Origin of the sequence: Azoarcus sp. PA01 (assembly GCA_001274695.2) — a bacterium.
Classification (GTDB): Bacteria; Pseudomonadota; Gammaproteobacteria; order Burkholderiales; family Rhodocyclaceae; genus Aromatoleum.
This window is the reverse complement of sequence record LARU01000002.1, coordinates 1-18,028: the sequence shown is the minus strand read 5'-3', so window position 1 is coordinate 18,028 and position 18,028 is coordinate 1. Positions and strand designations below refer to the sequence as shown.

The 18,028-nt window shown below is 68.1% G+C and carries 15 protein-coding genes and 1 tRNA gene; 13 read left to right on the top strand and 3 right to left on the bottom strand.

What is annotated here, in order from left to right:
- Positions 1 to 64 precede the first annotated feature (64 nt).
- The gene (gene hpnC / locus PA01_01195; protein ID KON80451.1) at positions 65 to 898 is read right to left on the bottom strand and encodes a squalene synthase HpnC; all 834 of its coding nucleotides are present in this window, start codon (positions 896 to 898) and stop codon (positions 65 to 67) included.
- A 292-nt stretch (positions 899 to 1,190) separates the two neighbouring features.
- Here hpnC and PA01_01190 point away from each other — a divergent pair, with 292 nt between their 5' ends.
- The 8 genes from PA01_01190 (at position 1,191) to PA01_01155 (ending at position 11,341) form a co-directional block, all read left to right on the top strand.
- Positions 1,191 to 1,868: an ABC transporter ATP-binding protein gene (locus PA01_01190; protein ID KON80450.1), complete on the top strand. Its 678-nt coding sequence runs from the start codon at positions 1,191 to 1,193 to the stop codon at positions 1,866 to 1,868.
- 31 nt (positions 1,869 to 1,899) lie between these two features.
- Positions 1,900 to 4,416: an ABC transporter permease gene (locus PA01_01185; GenBank protein KON80449.1), complete on the top strand. Its 2,517-nt coding sequence runs from the start codon at positions 1,900 to 1,902 to the stop codon at positions 4,414 to 4,416.
- On the top strand, positions 4,416 to 5,522 hold the full coding sequence (locus PA01_01180) for a carotenoid 1,2-hydratase (protein KON80448.1): 1,107 nt from the start codon (positions 4,416 to 4,418) through the stop codon (positions 5,520 to 5,522). Before PA01_01185 ends, PA01_01180 begins: the two co-directional genes overlap by 1 nt.
- 61 nt (positions 5,523 to 5,583) lie before the next feature.
- Positions 5,584 to 5,668 (top strand) — tRNA-Leu (locus tag PA01_01175).
- Positions 5,669 to 5,735: 67 nt separating this feature from the next.
- Positions 5,736 to 6,539: a capsular biosynthesis protein gene (locus PA01_01170; protein ID KON82217.1), complete on the top strand. Its 804-nt coding sequence runs from the start codon at positions 5,736 to 5,738 to the stop codon at positions 6,537 to 6,539.
- Between the two features lie 191 nt (positions 6,540 to 6,730).
- Entirely contained in the window at positions 6,731 to 7,435 is a 705-nt protein-coding gene (locus PA01_01165) for a polysaccharide export protein (protein ID KON82216.2), read from the top strand.
- Positions 7,436 to 7,478: 43 nt separating this feature from the next.
- Positions 7,479 to 9,767 carry a polysaccharide biosynthesis tyrosine autokinase gene (locus PA01_01160; GenBank protein ID KON80447.1) on the top strand — a complete coding sequence of 763 codons (2,289 nt, stop codon included), beginning with the start codon at positions 7,479 to 7,481 and terminating at the stop codon, positions 9,765 to 9,767.
- On the top strand, positions 9,764 to 11,341 hold the full coding sequence (locus tag PA01_01155; GenBank protein KON80446.1) for a J domain-containing protein: 1,578 nt from the start codon (positions 9,764 to 9,766) through the stop codon (positions 11,339 to 11,341). The genes PA01_01160 and PA01_01155 overlap by 4 nt, the downstream gene beginning before the upstream one ends.
- A 93-nt stretch (positions 11,342 to 11,434) precedes the next feature.
- On the opposite strand, the gene PA01_01150 is transcribed toward PA01_01155, so the two are convergent.
- Positions 11,435 to 11,989, bottom strand: a complete 555-nt coding sequence (locus PA01_01150; protein ID KON80445.1) for a hypothetical protein — start codon at positions 11,987 to 11,989, stop codon at positions 11,435 to 11,437.
- Positions 11,990 to 12,064: 75 nt separating this feature from the next.
- Positions 12,065 to 13,336 (bottom strand): hypothetical protein, encoded by a 1,272-nt coding sequence (locus PA01_01145; protein ID KON80444.1) that lies wholly within the window; start codon positions 13,334 to 13,336, stop codon positions 12,065 to 12,067.
- Positions 13,337 to 13,665: 329 nt separating this feature from the next.
- Here PA01_01145 and wbaP point away from each other — a divergent pair, with 329 nt between their 5' ends.
- The 5 genes from wbaP (at position 13,666) to PA01_01120 (ending at position 17,910) form a co-directional block, all read left to right on the top strand.
- The gene (gene wbaP, locus PA01_01140; GenBank protein KON82215.2) at positions 13,666 to 15,297 is read left to right on the top strand and encodes an undecaprenyl-phosphate galactose phosphotransferase WbaP; all 1,632 of its coding nucleotides are present in this window, start codon (positions 13,666 to 13,668) and stop codon (positions 15,295 to 15,297) included.
- Between the two features lie 72 nt (positions 15,298 to 15,369).
- Complete coding sequence (locus PA01_01135) at positions 15,370 to 15,570, top strand: hypothetical protein (protein KON80443.1); 201 nt, start codon at positions 15,370 to 15,372, stop codon at positions 15,568 to 15,570.
- A 29-nt stretch (positions 15,571 to 15,599) separates the two neighbouring features.
- Complete coding sequence (locus PA01_01130; protein KON80442.1) at positions 15,600 to 15,845, top strand: DUF6364 family protein; 246 nt, start codon at positions 15,600 to 15,602, stop codon at positions 15,843 to 15,845.
- Positions 15,845 to 16,273 (top strand): hypothetical protein, encoded by a 429-nt coding sequence (locus PA01_01125; GenBank protein ID KON80441.1) that lies wholly within the window; start codon positions 15,845 to 15,847, stop codon positions 16,271 to 16,273. Before PA01_01130 ends, PA01_01125 begins: the two co-directional genes overlap by 1 nt.
- A gap of 233 nt (positions 16,274 to 16,506) precedes the next feature.
- Entirely contained in the window at positions 16,507 to 17,910 is a 1,404-nt protein-coding gene (locus PA01_01120; GenBank protein KON80440.1) for an MBL fold metallo-hydrolase, read from the top strand.
- Positions 17,911 to 18,028: the final 118 nt, after the last annotated feature.

The window sequence follows — 18,028 nt, the reverse complement described above, 5'->3', positions numbered from 1 at the left end:
TCGGTGGCGGCAGATAGCCGCGAAGCCACGCTTGCGGCCCGGTCCTGGCAGTACTCGTGAGGGGTCATCCGATTCCTTCATATCGCAGCGCGCGCCACGCGAGGCGCGGCCAGTCGGAGCGGCCGAGCGTCGGGCGGCGGCGGAACACGTCGTAGTCCGCCGCTTCGATCAGTTCGAGGATGCGCAGGCCGCCGGCGACCATCAGGCGCAGCTCCCAGCCGATGCGCCCCGGCAGGCGGCGCGCGAGCGGCGCGCCTTCGAGCATCGTCGCGCGCGCCCGCTGCACTTCGAACGTCATCAGCGCGCGCCAGCGCTCGTCGCAGCGCCCGGCGTCGATGTCCGCTTCGCCGACGCCGAAGCGCGCGAGCTCGTCCTGCGGCACGTAGATGCGGCGCTTCGCCCAGTCGACCGCGACGTCCTGCCAGAAGTTGATCAGCTGCAGGCTCGTGCAGATCCTGTCCGACAGCCGCAGGTTGTCCGGCGTTGCCGCGCCGTACAGATGCAGCAGCAGGCGCCCGACCGGGTTCGCCGAGCGGCGGCAATAGTCGGCGAGCTCAGCGAAATCGGCGTAGCGTGTCTTGCCGACGTCCTGGCTGAACGCGTCGAGGAGGTCGCGGAACAGCGGCAGCGGCAGCGCGTGGGCGCGGATGTTGCGGCCGAGGCGTTCGAACATCTGCGCGAGCCCGGCATCGCGAGCCGGCGCGCCGCGTCCGATCGCGTCGAGTTCGAGGCGGTAGTCGTTGAGCCGCGCGAGCCGCACGACCCCCGGTGCGTCGCCTTCGTCGGCGATGTCGTCGGCGCTGCGCGCGAACGCGTAAATGGCTTCCACCGGCTCGCGCAAACGGGCCGGAAGCAGCAGCGACGCGACAGGAAAGTTCTCGTAGTGATCGACGGGCATGGCGGGGCGCCGGGAGTATACGCGATCGGCGCGGCGCCTTCCGGTGTTCGGCGTCGACTCACTCCCGCGTTGCGTGTTGAACCTTGAAACCGCAGTTGTCGCATCGAAAGCCCTTCGACACAACCTGTCCTGAGCTTGTCGAAGAGCTCAGCCCGAACGGTATTTGCCTGCCGGTTAATAGGTTGAACCGAGCGTCGCAGCAGGGCGACAAGCACCGCCGTTCGGATTATTGTTCGAGGCTGCATGCGAGCCGCGTGGGCGGCATTTTTCGCACCGAGGAGACGCTGAACCGATGCTGGAACTCGACGGGCTGGCGAAACGCTTCAACGGGCAAACCGGGCGGGCGCTTTTCTCGCACGTGTCGCTGCGGCTCGCGCCGGGCGAATGCGTCGCGATCATGGGGGAATCCGGCGTCGGCAAGTCGACGCTCCTGAACTGCATCGCCGGGCTCGAAGCGGTCGATGCAGGCAGCATCCGGCTCGACGGCACCGAGCTCGTCGCGCTCGACGACGACGCGTTCGCGCGGCTGCGGCGTCGCAGCTACGGTTTCGTGTTCCAGGCGTTTCACCTGCTGCCGCACCTGACGCTCGCGCAGAACGTCGCGCTGCCGCTGTGGCTGCTCGACTGCGCCGCCGCGGAAGCGCGCGAGCGAGCGGTCGCGATGCTCGCCCAGGTCGGGCTCGCCGAGCGTGCCGACGACTGGCCACGGCATTTGTCCGGCGGCGAGATGCAGCGTGTCGCGATCGCCCGCGCGCTGGTGCATCGGCCGACGCTGGTGCTCGCCGACGAGCCGACCGGCAACCTCGACGCCGAGCGCGCCGCCGACGTGCTCGAACTGCTGCTCGGCAGCCTGCGCAGCGCCGGCGCGATCGGACTTCTCGTCACGCATTCCCGCGCCGCCGCCGCGCGCACCGACCGCGTGCTGCGGCTGACCGCGACGGGCCTCGCCGAGGAGGCGGTCGCCGCGTGAGCGCTTCGTCGGCCCGCTCCGGGAAGCGCCAATGAACGCCGGGCTGCGCCACGTGTTCCTCGCGAGCCTCGCGCGGCGGCGGCTCGCGACGGCGCTGTCCTTGCTCGCGATCGCGCTCGGCGTCGCGCTCGGCCTCGCGGTGCAGCTGATCCACGGCGCGGCGCTCGACGAATTCGGCCGCGGCATGCGCCTCATCGCCGGTGAAGCGGATCTGCAGGTCATGGGCCCGCGCACCGGCTTCGACGACGCGCTCTACGTCCTGCTCGCGCAGCGCCCCGAAGTGGCCGACGCGAGCCCGATCCTCGAAGTCGAAGCGTCGCTGCCGCAGCGCGACGACACTTTGCGCGTGTTCGGCGTCGACGCGCTGCGCGTGCGGCGCGTCCAGCCCGCGCTGATGCCGGTGCCGGACGCCGAGGCGGGCGGCGAATTCGGCATCTTCGCTGCGGACGCGGTGTTCCTCAGCCCGGCTGCGCAGGCTGCGCTCGGACTCGGTACGGGCGGCACGCTCGCGGTGCTCGCCGGTCCGCGCGAAGAACCTCTGCGCATCCTCGGCACCGTCCCCGGTGCCGGCCGCGGGCAGCGCCTCGCGGTCATGGACATTGCCGCCGCGCAACAGCTGTTCGACCAGCTCGGTCGCGTCACGCGCATCGACTTGCGCCTCGCGCAAGGCGTCGACCGCGCCGCGGCGATCGAGCGGCTGCGTCCGCTGCTGCCGGCCGGCGTCGAGCTGCTCGCCCCCGAAGCCGCGATGTCGCAGGTTGCCGGCCTGTCGCGCGCATACCGCGTGAACCTCACGATGCTCGCCGCGATCGCGCTGCTCACCGGCGGCTTCCTCGTGTTCTCGACGCAGCTGCTGTCGGTCGTGCGCCGCCGCCAGGAGCTCGCGTTCCTGCGCGCGCTCGGCCTCGACCGCCGCACGCTGCTGCGCGGCCTGCTCGCCGAAGGCGCGGTGCTCGGGCTCGTCGGCGGGCTCGTCGGCGTCATGCTCGGCTACGCGCTGAGCGCGCTCGCGTTCTCGATCGTCGGTGCGGACCTCGGCGCCGGCTATTTCGAAGGCGTCGAACCCGGCCTGCGCTTCGAACCGCTCGCGACCGCGGCTTATCTCGTGCTCGGCGTCGCCGCGGGGGTCGGGGGCGCGTGGCTGCCGGCACGCGAAGCGAGCCGCGTCGCGCCGTCGCGGGCCTTGCGCGCCGGCGACGACGTCGAAGTGTGGCGAACGCGTTCGCGCGGACTGGCCGCGCTCGCGCCGCTCGGGCTCGCGCTGCTGCTGTGCCTGCTGCCGCCGCTCGGCGGCATCCCGGTGTTCGGCTACGCGGCGATCGCGCTGCTCCTCGCCGGTTCGGTGCTGATCCTGCCGGCCGTCGTGCGGCTCGCGATGCGCGGCGTCGACGGCGTCGGCGCGCGCTCCGTCCTGCTGCGCCTCGCGCACGCCCGGCTCGCCGCGGCACCCGGGCAGGTCATGGTCGCCGGCGCGGGCGTCGTCGCGAGCGTCGCGCTCGCCGCGGCGATGGCGATCATGGTGAGTTCGTTTCGCAGCTCGGTCGACGACTGGCTCTCGGACGTGTTGCCCGCGGACCTTTACCTGCGCGCGTCCTCGTCGGGCGCAAGTGCGTTCCTGACGCCCGAGCTCATCGCCCGGATCGCCGCGACGCCCGGCGTGTCGTCGGTGCAGCCGGTGCGTTACGACACGCTGCGGCTCGACGAAGCGCAGTTCCCGGTGACGCTGATCGCCCGCCCGGTCGCCGACGGCGCGCCGGTGCCGCTCGTCGAAGGGGATGCCGCGAGCGTCCGCGGAGCCGACGGCCTGCCGCCCGCGTGGGTGTCCGAAGCGATGGCGGATCTTTTCCGCGTCGGCGTCGGCGACTCGCTGGCGCTGCCGCTCGGCGGCGAGATGCATCGCTTCCGCGTTGCCGGCGTGTGGCGCGACTACGCGCGGCAGCACGGCGCCGTGCTCGTCGAGCTCGCCGACTACCGGGCGCTGACCGGCGATTCGCGCTCGAACAATGTCGCGATCCGCGTCGCCCCGAGCGTGCAGGCCGACGCGGTCGCTGCGGCGCTGCAGACGCAGTTCGACGGGCAGAACTTCGAGCTCGTCGCGCCGGGCGCCATCCGCGCGACGTCGCTCGCGGTTTTCGACCGCACGTTCCTCGTCACGTACTTGATGGAAGCGGTCGCGATCCTGATCGGTCTCTTTGGCGTCAGCACGAGCTTTGCTGCGCTCGCGACCGCGCGGCGCAAGGAATTCGGCATGCTGCGTCACTTGGGACTGACGCGGCGCGACATCGGCCGGCTGCTCGCGCTCGAAGGCGCACTCGGCGCGGCGGTCGGCGTCGCGGTCGGCTTGGCGGCGGGCGGGGCGGTCGCGCTGGTGCTCGTCGAAGTCGTCAATCGCCAGAGCTTTCACTGGAGCATGGATCTCAGGCTGCCGCTGGCGGCGCTCGCCGCGTTCGCCGTCGCGCTGGTGCTGCTCGCCGCGGTCGCGGCGCGCGTGTCGGGGTATCAGGCGATGCGCCAGGCAGCGGTGCTCGCGGTGCGGGAGGACTTCTGATGCATGCATATGTTGCCGCGGCGCTGCTGTGGCTCGCGTCGGGCGTGTCGGCGGCGCCCCAAACGCAAACCGGGAGCGGGAGCACTCACGAGCGCGATCCGCCGGGCTACCCGCCGGTCGTCGCCGGCCGCCCGCTGCAGTTTCCCGCCGACCATGGCGCGCACCCCGATTACCGCACCGAGTGGTGGTACGTGACCGGCTGGGTCACCGACGAGGACGGTGTCGAACGCGGCTTCCAGGTCACGTTCTTTCGCGTGCGCACGCGCATCGGCGAAGGCAACCCGAGCCGCTTCGCGCCGCGCCAGCTGATCCTCGCGCACGCCGCGATCGCCGATCCCGCCGAAGGCCGGCTGCTGCACGCCGAACGCGGCGAACGCGCGCTTGACCCGCTTGCCGGCGCCACCACCGGGCACACTCGCGCGTGGATCGGCGACTGGACGCTCGAATGGTCGCAGGACCATTACCGCGCGACCGTCGACGCCGACCGCTTCGCGTACGACCTGCGTTTCGACCCCGCCGGTCCGCCGCTGCCGAACGGCGAGGACGGCTTCAGCCAGAAAGCGCCCGACCCGCGGCATGCGAGTTATTACTACAGCCGTCCGCAGCTCGGCGTCAGCGGCAGCCTGCGCGTGCGCGATAAAACGCACCGCGTCACCGGCCGCGCGTGGCTCGACCACGAATGGTCGAGCGCGTACCTGCCGGAAAAAGCGCGCGGCTGGGACTGGATCGGCATCAACCTCTCCGACGGCGGGGCGCTGATGGCGTTTCGCATGCGCACCGCGACCGGTGAAGCGACGTGGACCGCCGGCACGCTGCGCCGCGGCGACGGCCCCGCGCGCGCGCTCGCTCCGGCGCAGGTCACGTTCCTCCCCGGGCGGCGCTGGCGCTCGCCGCGCACCGGCACCGAATACCCGGTCGAATGGCAGCTCGATATCGACGGCCGCCGCCTGGCACTGCACCCGCTGATGGACGACCAGGAGCTCGACAGCCGCGGCACGACCGGCGCCGTTTACTGGGAAGGTGCGGTGCACCTCGTCGAAGACGGCCGCGAGATCGGTCGCGGCTACCTGGAGATGACCGGCTATGGCGAGCGGCTGAGAATGTAACGTTGCGTATCCCCCCTTCTATGTATAATCCGCGCTCCGGGCGTCGTTCGAATGCCCGTGGGCGAGGGTGGCGGAATTGGTAGACGCACTGGATTTAGGTTCCAGCGCCGCAAGGCGTGAGAGTTCGAGTCTCTTCCCTCGCACCACCCGGTTTTTCCCGATCCGCGTTTTTTTCCGCGTCGTTCCCCGCGTCCTTTTCGGCTCGCGCGCGGCATGATCGATCTGCATTGCCACATGCTCCCGGGCATCGACGACGGGGCGCCTGATCTGGCGACTGCGCTCGACATGGCGCGCATCGCCGCGGCCGACGGCATCACCATCGTCGCCTGCACGCCGCACATCTATCCGGGCATGTTCGACAACGATAGCGCCGGCATCGCCGCGGCGATTCAGACGCTGCAGCGGGAGATCGACGCGGCCGCGATCCCGTTGCGGCTGACCTGCGGCGCGGACGCGCACGTCACGCCGGAGCTGCTGTCGCGGCTCAATGCGGGCAGCGTGCCGCGGCTCGGCGACAGCCGGTATTTTCTTCTCGAGCCGCCGCACCACGTCGCGCCGCCGCGCTTCGAGGAATTCGTCTTCAACCTCCTCGCGTCCGGCTACGTCCCCGTCGTGACGCACCCGGAGCGGCTGACGTGGATCGAAAGCCACTACCCGCTGTTCGGCGAACTCGTCCGCTCGGGGGCGTGGATGCAGGTCACTTCCGGCAGCCTCACCGGGCGTTTCGGCAAGGACGCGAAATACTGGGGCGAACGCATGCTCGACGAAGGCCTCGTGCATGTGCTCGCGACCGACGCCCACAGTGCGCGCCGCCGCCCGCCGCTGCTTGCCGAAGGCCGGGCAGCGGCCGAACGCCGGGTGGGTACCCAGGAAGCATATAATTTGGTCGAGGTCAGGCCCGCGGGTATACTCCGCGACCTTTCGCCCGAGAAACTGCCGCCGTTGCCGCAGACTCGCCGTTCTTCGGCGAGCGCGCGTCCCGGCTTCTTCAACCGGCTGTTTCGGCGGCATTTTTAAGGGGGCAATCAAATACATCCGATCGCCCTGAGCTTGTCGAAGGGCGCTGCCAAGGCTTCGACAGGCTCAGCCCGAACGGTATTTGGCTGCCGGGTTAATAGCTTGCCTTGTCGAAAACGTCAGATTTTTCCGCGCCGGCGCAAGACTCTTGCCCTAGAGTCTCGGCTCCGTCGTCCGGGGAGTGGTTGTAAATGCGTGTTTACCTTGCAGGCGTGATGTTGTCCTGCGCAATGATTTCGTCGTCCCCCGTTCATGCCCAGGCGACGTCCGCACCGGCGCCCATCGCGTCGGTCCTGCCGTCGGCCGGCACTGCGCTCGACGATCCCGGTCCGCTGTTCGACGACTACTACATCGGGCCGTACGACCTGCTCGAAATCACCGTCTTCCAGGTCGAGGACCTGTCGCGCACGGTGCGCGTCAACGCGCGCGGCCTGATCGGGCTGCCGCTGATCGGACAGGTCCAGGCGGCGGGGCTGAGCGCCCGCGTCGTCGAAGAGGAGATCGCGCGACGCCTCACCGAATGCTGCCTGCAGGACCCGCAGGTCACGATCTTCATCAAGGAGTTCGTCAGCCAGCGCGTCACTGTCGAAGGCGAAGTGACCAAGCCCGGCATCTTCCCGCTGTCGGGGCGCACGTCGCTGTTGCAGGCGATCGCGCTCGCCGCCGGCGTCAGCCAGATCGCCGACGTCAACCAGGTCAGCATCTTTCGCACGCTCGCCGACGGCAACAAGGAGCAGCTGGTGTTCGACCTCGAAGCGGTGCGCGCCGGCAAAGTCGATGACCCGCTGATCCAGGGCAACGACGTCGTCGTCGTCGGCAGCTCGACGACCCGTTCGATGGTCAAGGGCGTGACCGACACGCTGCGCGGCTTCATCGGCTTCGGCACCGTCCGCTAGCCTTCCGCACGCTTTTCGAAAAACTCGCAGAAAATCCCCGGAAATGATCGATAACACAGAAAAGCCGGACGCCGGCGACGAGCGCCATCAGGAAGTCCCGCGCCGCAACGCGCTCGTCGAGCGCCGCGAAAGCACCCCGCTCGCGCATCCCACCGAATGGCGGTCACACGTCGAGGAAGACGACGACGACACGATCGATCTGCGCGCGATCTGGGACACCATCGTCAAGCGCAAATGGACGGTGATCACGTTCTTCGCCATCGTCATGGTTTCGGTGCTGACCGCGACTTTCCTGATGACCCCGATCTACCGCGCGAGCCTCACGCTGCAGATCGAGCGCCAGGAAGCCAAGGTGCTCGAGTACCAGGGCGTCACGCCGAACGAAATGCAGGGCGACACCAAGGATTTTTACGAGACGCAGTACGAGCTGCTGAAAAGCCGCACGCTCGCGCAGCGCGTCATCGACCAGCTCAACCTCGGCGACCACCCGCTGTTCGCCGAGCCCGAAGCGTCGCCGCTCGCAAGCCTCAAGGCCTTTCTCACCGGCGGGGAAGAAGAACTCGTTGAAGGCGATGCCGAGCAGATCCGCAAGCTCAAGCTGACGAAAGCGTTCCTGGAAGACCTGACGATCGAGCCGGTGCGCAATTCGCGCCTCGTCAAGATTCATTTCGATAGCCCCGACCCGGTGCTCGCGAGCCGCATCGTCAACGCGATCTCGGAAGCGTTCATCAACGTGAACCTCGAGCGGCGCATGGACGCGTCGTCGTTCGCCAAAGTGTTCCTCGAAGAGCGGCTGCAGCAGCTCAAGGTGAAGCTCGGCGAAACCGAGAAGGAGCTCGTCGCGTTCGCACGCGAGGAACAGATCGTCCGCGGCGGCGAGCAGGAAGCGAGCGTCGACACCCAGGTGATGCAGGAATTCACGACCGCGCTGGCCAAAGCGCAGCAGGAGCGCATCCGCGCCGAAGCGCTGTACCAGCAGCTCGAAAGCGGCAGCGTCGAAGGCATCCCGCAGGTGCTCGAAAACAAGGTCATCCAGGAATTCAAAGGCCACAAAGCCAAGCTCGAAACCGAGTACCAGGAAAACCTCAAGATCTACAAGCCCGGCTATCCGAAAATGGTCCAGCTGCAAAGCCAGATCGACGAGATGCAGGCCAAGATCGCCGAAGAGCTCGCCCACGTGCGCAGCGGCATCCGCAGCGCCTACCAGGCGGCGCGCTCGCAGGAGGCGATGCTGCAGGTGAAGATGGACGAGAGCAAGCGCACTGTGCTCGGCGTGCAGGACCGCAGCATCCAGTACAACATCCTCAAGCGCGAAGTCGACACCAACCGCCAGTTGTACGACGGCCTGCTGCAGCGCTACAAGGAAGTCGGCGTCGCCGGCGGCGTCGGCGTGAACAACGTGTCGGTCGTCGACAAGGCCGAAGTCCCGCTCCAGCCGTTCAAGCCGAAGACGCTGCTCAACGCGCTGATCGCGGCGCTGCTCGGGCTGTTCGGCGGCATCGGCCTGGCTTTGCTGTTCGAACACCTCGACGACACGATCAAGGACGGCGAGAGCATGGAACGCCTGCTCGGCCTGCCGGTGCTCGGCATGGTGCCGCTGATCAAGCGCGCCGGCGACGCGGCGCGCGAGCTGGTGCTCGAACAGCTCGACGACTCGCGTTCGGGCTTCTCCGAAGCGTATCGTTCGCTGCGCACCGCGATGCAGTTCTCGACGCAGGACGGGATACCGAAAGTCCTGATGGTCACCAGCGCGTCGATGGGCGAAGGCAAGAGCACGACCGCGCTGGCGCTCGCGATCAACCTGTCGCAGCTGGGCCTCAAAGTGCTGCTGGTGGACGCCGACCTGCGCAAGGCGTCGATGCACCGCAAGCTCGGCCTGGCCAACACGGCGGGGCTGACGAACTACCTCGCCGGCGACTCCAGGCCGGTCGACATCACGCAGCCGACGCCGTACAACAAGCTCTTCGTCATCACGTCCGGGCCGCTGCCGCCAAACCCGGCGGAGCTCCTCGGCAGCGCCAAGATGGTCGCGCTGCTCGACGTCGCCAAGGACCGTTTCGACTGCGTCATCGTCGACGGCCCGCCGGTGCTCGGTCTGGCCGATGCGCCGCTGCTCGGCAGCATCACCGACGCGACCGTCGTCGTCGTCGAGGCGGGCGGCACGCGCAAGGACTTCCTCGCCGGCGCGCTCAAGCGTCTGCGCAGCACGCGCACGCACGTCATCGGCGGCGTGCTGACGAAGATCGCGTCCCGCAGCGGTGCGCAAGGCTATTACTACAACTCCTACTACCAGTACGGCGGCGAAGCCGAAGGCAGTCGTTCCGCGGCATGAGCGCGGCCGGGGAGGCGGGCAGGGGAGGCGCGGCGGCGCTGGCGCTGGCAGTGTTCGCCGAGCCGACGCGCTTTGGCGAGCTGGTGCGCGGCGGCGCAGCGCTGCCGGTGGACACGATCGTCGTCATGCGCTCGGCAGCCGAAGCGGTGCGCGACGGCAGGCAGCACGGGCTCGACGAGCACCGGCGGGCGGCGCTGTTCTTCGTCGAGCACGTGCTGCTGGCATACGAGGCGGACCATTACCGCGTGCTCGGGCTGAACCGCGACGCGACCGCCGAGCAGGTCCGCGAGCATTACCGCGTCATGATGGGCATTTTCCATCCGGACCGTCAGGGATGGGCCGACAGCGACCGCGAAAAACTCTCCGCGCGAATCAACCTCGCGCACCACGTGCTGCGCGACGATCGGCGCCGCGCGGCGTACGACGTGGAGCGGATGCAGGCCCGCCCGAAAATGTCGGTGTCGATCCGGATCGTCTCGCAGACCGAACGCAAGCGCGCCGCCGACGCCGCGCCGACGCTGACCGAACGACTGCCGCTGACGGTGCGGCGGAATTTCCCGCAGTACGTGCTCGGCAGCGTCGCGCTCGTCGGCTTCGTCGCCGTCCTCGCGGTCTATCTCAATCGCGCCCCGACCGGCACGATCGGCCCGTCACGGTCCTCGCCGAAAGCTCCGGTCGCCGTCGCTCCCGCCGTCGCCCCTGCCGAACTCGCCGCCGCGGCTTCGCGGGCCCCCCTTGCAGCGGCGCCAGCCAAGGCGGCCGAAGCGGGGCCGGCAAAGGTCGCGGAAACCGTGCCGGCGAAAGTCGCAGACGCCGCCTCGGCGAGCGTTAGGCCTGGGGCGTCGCCAGTGCCGCTCGCTGCCACTCACACCGCCGCGGCGGCTGCAAGCCCAGCCACGGATCGGACAGCGGTAAAAACACCGCCCGTCGCAGCCCTCGCTCCGGTTCGCGAACACGTCGTCCAAGTGCCCGAGCCCGAAGCGCCCGAGCCCGTTCCGGCCATTCCCGTCGTTCCGGTTGTTCCCGCCGTTCCCGCCGTTCCCGCCGTTCCCGCCGTTCCCGCCATTCCCGACGAGCGCGCGTCGGTCGTCGTCGACGAACCGCTTCAAGTCGCCGCAGCGCCTGTCGCACCGCCGCCGACGCACGCGCTCACCCAGCCGGCAACGCAATTCCCGTCACCCCCGCCGGTCGAAGCGCCCGTTCCTGCCGGCCTGACGGCAGCGGACGCTGCGCGCGTGCTCGACCGGTTCTCGTCGTCGTATCAGCTCGGCGACATCGACCGCTTCATGATGCTGTTTTCCGACGACGCGCGCTCCGGAACCGGCCGCCGCGCGCAGATCCGCAAGGACTACGAGGAGCTGTTCGGCTCGACCCAGGCGCGGCGCATCGAACTCCTCGACATGCGCTGGTCGCCGGACAGCGCTTCGGCGCGCGGCGAAGGCGGCTACCTCGTGCGCATTCGGCGCCGGGACGGCGTCGGCGAGGAAGTGTTCGCCGGATCGCTTCGCATGGAGCTCATCCGGCGCGGCCAGGACGTGCTGATCAGCGGCCTGTTCCACAAACCTTCCGACTGACCGGCTTCGCAGCGCGGGCCGAAAAACAAAAAGGCCCCGCATTGCGCGGAGCCTTTCGGAAATTCGTCAGGTGCGGCGCGCGGCCGCTTGGGCTCATTGCCCGCTGATCGGATCGCCGTCGTGCCTGCCGTCGTGGCCCTCGCCGCGACCCTTGCTGTGGCCCACGCCGTTGTTGCCCCTGTCGGCGCGGCTGCCGGCCGTGGCCCCTACCAGAACGGCGCCGCCGCCGACGAGCGCTCCCATGCCGGTACTCAGACCTGCCAAGCCAGCGCCCGACAGACCCGTCGCGCCTGCGCTCACCGGAGCGCCGATCGCTGCGGCATATTTAACCGGTTCGGGGTTCGCCGACAGCGGACCGGTTGCGCAGACATCCACGCCGCCGATCGCGAGCACCGCGTTTTCCTTGAGACTGGTCACGCAACCTTCGGTGAACGCGACGTCGGCTTTCGAACCTTTCAGCGTGATGATGCGGTCGCCTTCGACGAGCGCCGAACCAGCCTTCGCAACGGTGTAATCCTTGCCCTTGTGAATCAGCACTTTCCCGTCGACGTTCGTCAGCGCTGCAACTTGCAGCGGCTCGGCGGCATGGGCAGTGCCCATCGTGCCGATCAGGGCGATTGCGGCGGCAACTCCGGTGATCTTCTTCATTTTTCGGCCTCGTGGTGAATACGATGTAACAAATCTTGATGTAACAAAACTTTGGGACGAAAGGTACACGGCGAGTCAGCGAGCGTCAAGCCGTTCGATCACGATGTCATCAAACCAGATCGGCCCGCTGGCGTCGAAATCCAGCGCGACGCGCCCGCCGAGCTGCAGCCGCAGCACCTGTGCCGCGCAGTCCGCCGCGGGGACGGTGAACGTCGTCTCGAACCTGCGCCACGCCGAGCGGCCGGAAAAATGCTCGCTGAGTGCGATCTGCCGCTCGCGCGCGCCAGGCGTGCCAACGCACGAAACCGCCCACGCCAGTCCCGGTTCCGCTTCCAGCCCGTCGGGGCGCACGCGGCCGCGCAGTGCGTAACTTCCGGGTTCGAGCATCAGCTGCTGGCTGAGGTGGCGGTAGCGCACGCGCGGGCCGCGAAACACGACGTTCAGCGCGGCCGCGCCGGTCGCGCCGGAAGTCGGCAGCGGCTCGACCAGCACGTGGCCCGCTTTCGCGCTCACCCAGTCGAAGCCGACGCCCGACAGCGGCTGTTCGAAGCCACCGTTGAACACATTGCCCATTCCTTCGAGCTGCTCGACCGGCAGCGCATTCAGCCACGCGAGCCGCGCGTCGAGCCACAGTCCTTCGCGCTGCAAGCGTCGCAGCACCGCTGCCAAGCCGTGGCCCTGCAGCGCATTCGCCGCGCTCGCTTCCGACAGCGCATACAGCGCCATCACCGTTTCGAGCCGCTCGCCCTTGTTCGCCGCGAATCCGACGAACGCCGGCCACCACGCGACGGGCTCTGTAAGCAGCCCAGAGAACGCCGCGCGGTTCGCCGGTTCATCGGCGATGCGCAGCAGCTCCGGAAACATCGAAGCGCGCAGGCTGCTCCGGCGCGTCAGTACGACGCTCGTATGCCGCAGCGCCGCGGCGAGATCGTTGCGCCCGAGCTCGAACCCGGCCGCGATCAGCCGCACCTCCACTTTCGCCGGCGCAAAAGCCGCCGCCGCGTCGATTGCGCTCCTCGCCCGCCGCGCGTCACCGGCCTTCTCCCACAGCGCCCCGAGCAACGCGTACGACAAGCCATAAGTCGGATCCGCACGCACGGCCCGCTGCAGCAGCGACACCGCCTGCTGCGGGTCGGCATCGAACAGCTCGCGCGCCTCGCGCGTCAGCGCGACCGGCTGTTCCACGCCGCGCAGTTCCGCCGCGGCCCATGTTTCGCCGACGTCGACGTAGTGGTCAGCGAGGTTCAGCGTGACGATTCGCCACGCCGCAAGGGCCGCGAACAGCGCGAAAGCGAGCCATCTGACGACAGTGAGGAAACTCGTGGAGGAGTAGGGGCGTTTTTGCATGGGGGCGCAGTATACCCGGCACGTGTCGGGCAGTCGTGTCGGGCATACCGACCCTACGCCGCCTGCCGATCGATCCCCCGCCGCGCACCGCCTGCCGCAAGTTCATGCGTTCAGCATAACCCGTCTGGCGCTCATTTACGTGTCATCAACGCTTCCGTTCCAGCACCCGCCTATCACTCAACCGTAACAAAATATGTCAATTTTCCCTGTACAATCCGATACTTCCTTCGCGGTATCAAAGCTTCGGCGGTTGATACCGTAAAAACCTTATCGGCGTGGTGTGAAATATTTGCTTGCACGACATATGTATGTTGATAACATCGCGCCCCATGCACGAAATCAAGACCCCGGATTCCGCACCATTCGCTGCTGTCGCGGTCCCTTGTCCGCACGTCGTCGCGAAGGTCGAGCGCCGCGCGAAGTCAGGCAAAGCGCGTTTCCACGTCGCTTCCCCCAGCATCGCGTCTTCGCCGGTTGAGGCCCTGCGGCACGCGTTGTTGCCGTTCTCGGCGCGCCGCCAGGACATGCTCGAAAAGCTCCTGCTCGTCGCTTCCGACCTCGTCGCGCTGTTCTGCGGTTTTTTGCTCGGGCGTGCGGCCCCGTGGGCATACGGCGACGCCTCGTTGATCGACAGCTTCACGCTGTGGTGGTCGCAGAGCGGCCCGACGCGTCTCGTCGTTTTCTCGGCGATCGCGGCCGGCCTCGTCATGTGGTTCTGGGGCGCGCTCGGGCACTACACGCGGCGCCGGCCATGGTCGGACGAAGTGCGGCAGATGCTGCAGGTGCTGCTCGCCGGCTTCGTGCTCGACGCGATGCTGGTGTTCCTCGGCAAATGGCAGTTTTCGCGCCTGTGGCTCGTCACGTCGTGGGCGATGATCCTCGTCCTCGTGCCGCTGTTCCGCTACCTCGTCAAGCGCTGGATGCTCGCGCGCCCCGCGTTTCAGCGGCCGTACCTGATCATCGGCTCGTGCGAGCAGGCCGGTGAAGTCGTCGCCGCGTTCGAGAGCGAACGGCTGATGGGCATGCGTCCCGTTGCAGTCGTCAGCCCTTCGCTCCCGGACTGCCAGCAGCGGAATTGTCCAGTGCATGGGGCGGTCCTGCCGGTCATCCACCTCGACGCCGCGGTGGAAAACTTCCTGAAAGCGCCCGGCGCCTACCAGGTCGTGATCGCGCTCGGCCGCCAGGACGAGCTGCTCAAGCGGCTCATCCAGCGCCTCACGCTTGTGCGCGACGACGTGTTCCTGATCCCGCCGCTCGCCGGCCTGCCGCTGTACGGCATGGAGTTGTCGCATTTCTTCAGCCACGAAGTGCTGCTGCTGCGCGCGCGCAACAACCTCAACCGCCGCGGCACACGCGCCGTCAAGCGCGTCTTCGACATCGTCGGCGCCTCGCTGCTGATGATCCTGCTCGCGCCGCTGCTGATCGCGATCCCGATTTTCATCAAGCGCGAAAACGACGGCCCGGCGATGTTTTCCCAGCCGAGAGTGGGGCGGGGTGGGCGGGATTTCCGCTTTCTCAAGTACCGCAGCATGGTCGTGGACGCCGACCGCGTGCTGGAAAAATGGCAGGTCGCGCATCCCGAGCTGTGGCAGCGCTACCGCGCCAACAACTTCAAGCTCGTCGACGATCCGCGCGTGACGCGCGTCGGCGCGTGGATTCGCCGCACCAGCATCGACGAGCTGCCGCAGCTGTGGAACGTCGTCCGTGGCGACATGAGCCTTGTCGGCCCGCGCCCGCTGCTGCCGCGCGAACTGGCCGAATACGGCGAATCGATCGAACTCTATGCCAACGTGCGGCCCGGCATCACCGGCCTGTGGCAGATCAGCGGCCGCAGCGCCACCACGTTCGACCAGCGCATCGCGCTGGACCGCTGGTACATCCGCAACTGGTCGCTGTGGTCGGACCTGGTGATCCTGATCCGCACCGTGCGCGTCGTGCTGCGGTCCGAGGGGGCATGTTGATGCCGTCAGAAAATCGACCTGACACGATTTAATCGACAAATTTTCGACCAGCACGTTCGTTTTTCGACTGCCATGCCATCCACCCGGCTTCTCTTCGACAACTACCGCGACGCACTGCGCCAGCACAGCGGCCTGCTGATGCCCTTCATCGAATGGCAGCCCGACGTCCGGTGCAACGTCGATGTGCTCAACGACACCGCCGACCTGTACCGCTTCGGCGACCCACGTCATCGGGGGGCAGGCATGGTAATGCGTGATGCGCTAGCATCATGATGCTTAATCATCACGCCACGGAGATCAACATGCGCACTACGATCGACATCGAAAGCGACGTCCTTGCCGCTGCGAAGGAAATCGCACGCCGGCAACACACCAGTGTCGGCAAAGTCATCTCCCAGCTCGTTCGCCAAACCCTGCTCGGTGCCGCTGTCCCGCCAACCGTTGCCGGCCAGACACCCGCAGTCCCCGGCTTTGAGCCCTTTCCGGCACGTGACGTCATCGTGACCAACGAGCTCATCGACCGTCTGCGCGACGCCGAGGGAATCTGATGCGTGCGCTGCTGGACGTGAATGTCCTCATCGCCCTGCTCGACGGCAGCCACGTGCACCACGCACGGGCAAGCCAGTGGCTCGCACGTGAAATCGAGCAGGGCTGGGCATCGTGCCCGCTGACCCAAAACGGTTGCCTGCGCATCATGGCTCAGCCTGCGTACCCGCAGGCTTTGCCACTGGGCGCCGTGGCAACCCGTCTAGCCCAAGCCACTGCACACCCGGCTCATCAGTTCATCGCCGACGACTACAGCCTGCTCGATGGCGCACAGATCACCTGGCAAAACCTGCTCGGTCACCGGCAGATCACTGACACTTACCTGCTCGGCCTCGCGGTGCGGCACAACTGCTGCTTTGTCAGTTTCGATGCACCGATCAACCCGAGCACCGTGACCGGCGCCCAACCCAAACACTGGCGCACGCTGTGACGCGGCCCGCCATCAGTACAAGCGGAATTCGCCGCCCTGACCGACGTGGAAGTCCAGGCGATCGAGGCCGATGTCACACAAGCCTTCGCCGATATGCGTCCGCTGTCGGGACGCCCAACCGGAGCGGCATCGAAGTGAACGGCGCGAACTTCAACGGCGTGAAGCAGCGCGCCGCAGCGTACGGCGGTTAGCCGCACCCACAACACGATACCAATCCGATTCTCGTCGCCCCCATGCTCACTCTCACTCACCACGGCGCCGTCAACGGCGTCACCGGCTCCTGCCACGAACTCGCCCTGCACGGCCCGGGCGGGGCGACGGCGGGCGTGCTCGTCGACTGCGGCATTTTCCAGGGCGACGAAGCCGCCGGGCGCAGCGGGGCGGATGCGCTGGCGATCGACTTTCCCCTCGCGCACCTGCGCGCGCTCATCGTCACGCACGTCCATATCGACCACGTCGGCCGCATCCCGCACCTGCTCGCGGCCGGTTTCGACGGGCCGATCCTGTGCTCGCCGCCTTCCGCGCTGATGCTGCCGGATATCCTCGAAGACGCGCTGAAGATCGGCTTCACCCGGGACGCCCGCCTCATCGAGCGCGTGCTCGATCGCATCCGCGATCGCGTCGTGCCGGTGCCGTTCGGCCAGTGGCACACCGTGTTCAACGATGGAGCCGGCACGCTTGCGATCCGCCTGCAGCGCGCCGGCCACATCCTCGGCTCGGCCTACGTCGAGTGCGACGCCCGCACCGCGGCCGGCGAAGAACGCATCGTCTTTTCCGGCGACCTCGGCGCGCCTGATTCGCCCTTGCTGCCCGAACCGCGCCCGCCCGAGCGCGCCGACCGCCTCGTGCTCGAAGCCACCTACGGCGACCGCGACCACGAAGATCGCGCCACCCGCCGCCACCGCCTCAAAGCCGTGCTCGAGCACGCGCTGGCCGACGGCGGCACCGTGCTCATCCCGGCCTTCGCCATCGGCCGTACGCAGGAACTGCTGTACGAAATCGAAGACATCATCTGGGAAGCCGGCGACGACCCGCGCTGGAAGCAGCTCGACATCGTCGTCGATTCGCCGCTCGCGGCCGAATTCACCCGCCTTTACGCCAAGCTCAAGCCGTACTGGGACGAAGAGGCGATCGCCCGCGTCCGCGAGGGCCGCCACCCGCTGTCGTTCGACCAGCTGCTCGTGCTCGACCGTCACGCAGACCACCTGAAAGCGGTCGATTACCTCACCCGTACCGGCCGCCCGGCCGTCGTCATCGCCGGCTCGGGCATGTGCGCCGGCGGCCGCGTCGTGAACTACCTCAAGGCCATGCTCGGCGACGCGCGCAACGACGTGCTCTTCGTCGGCTACCAGGCCGCCGGCACCCCGGGCCGCGACATCGTCACCTTTGGTCCGCGCGGCGGCTGGGTGATGCTCGACGGCGAACGCCACACGATCCGCGCGCAGATCCACCAGGTGGGCGGCTATTCCGCCCATGCGGGGCAGGCGGATCTGCTGCGGTTTGTCGCCGGCATTCCGCGGATGCCGGCGGAGATTCGCATCGTGCATGGCGACGACGACGCCAAGGCGGTGCTGAAGCGCAAGCTGGAAGAGGACGGCACCGGCAAGGTGCTCGTGCCGGGCGCGGGGGAAGGCTGACAAGAACATGGCAGTGTCTCCACCGACCTCCCGCCCATCGGCAGGCGTGCCCACTCTCCGGCGCGTGTTGAACCTCGCCCTGCGTGTGGGCACGCTGGTCAGCAAGTTCGTGCTGATC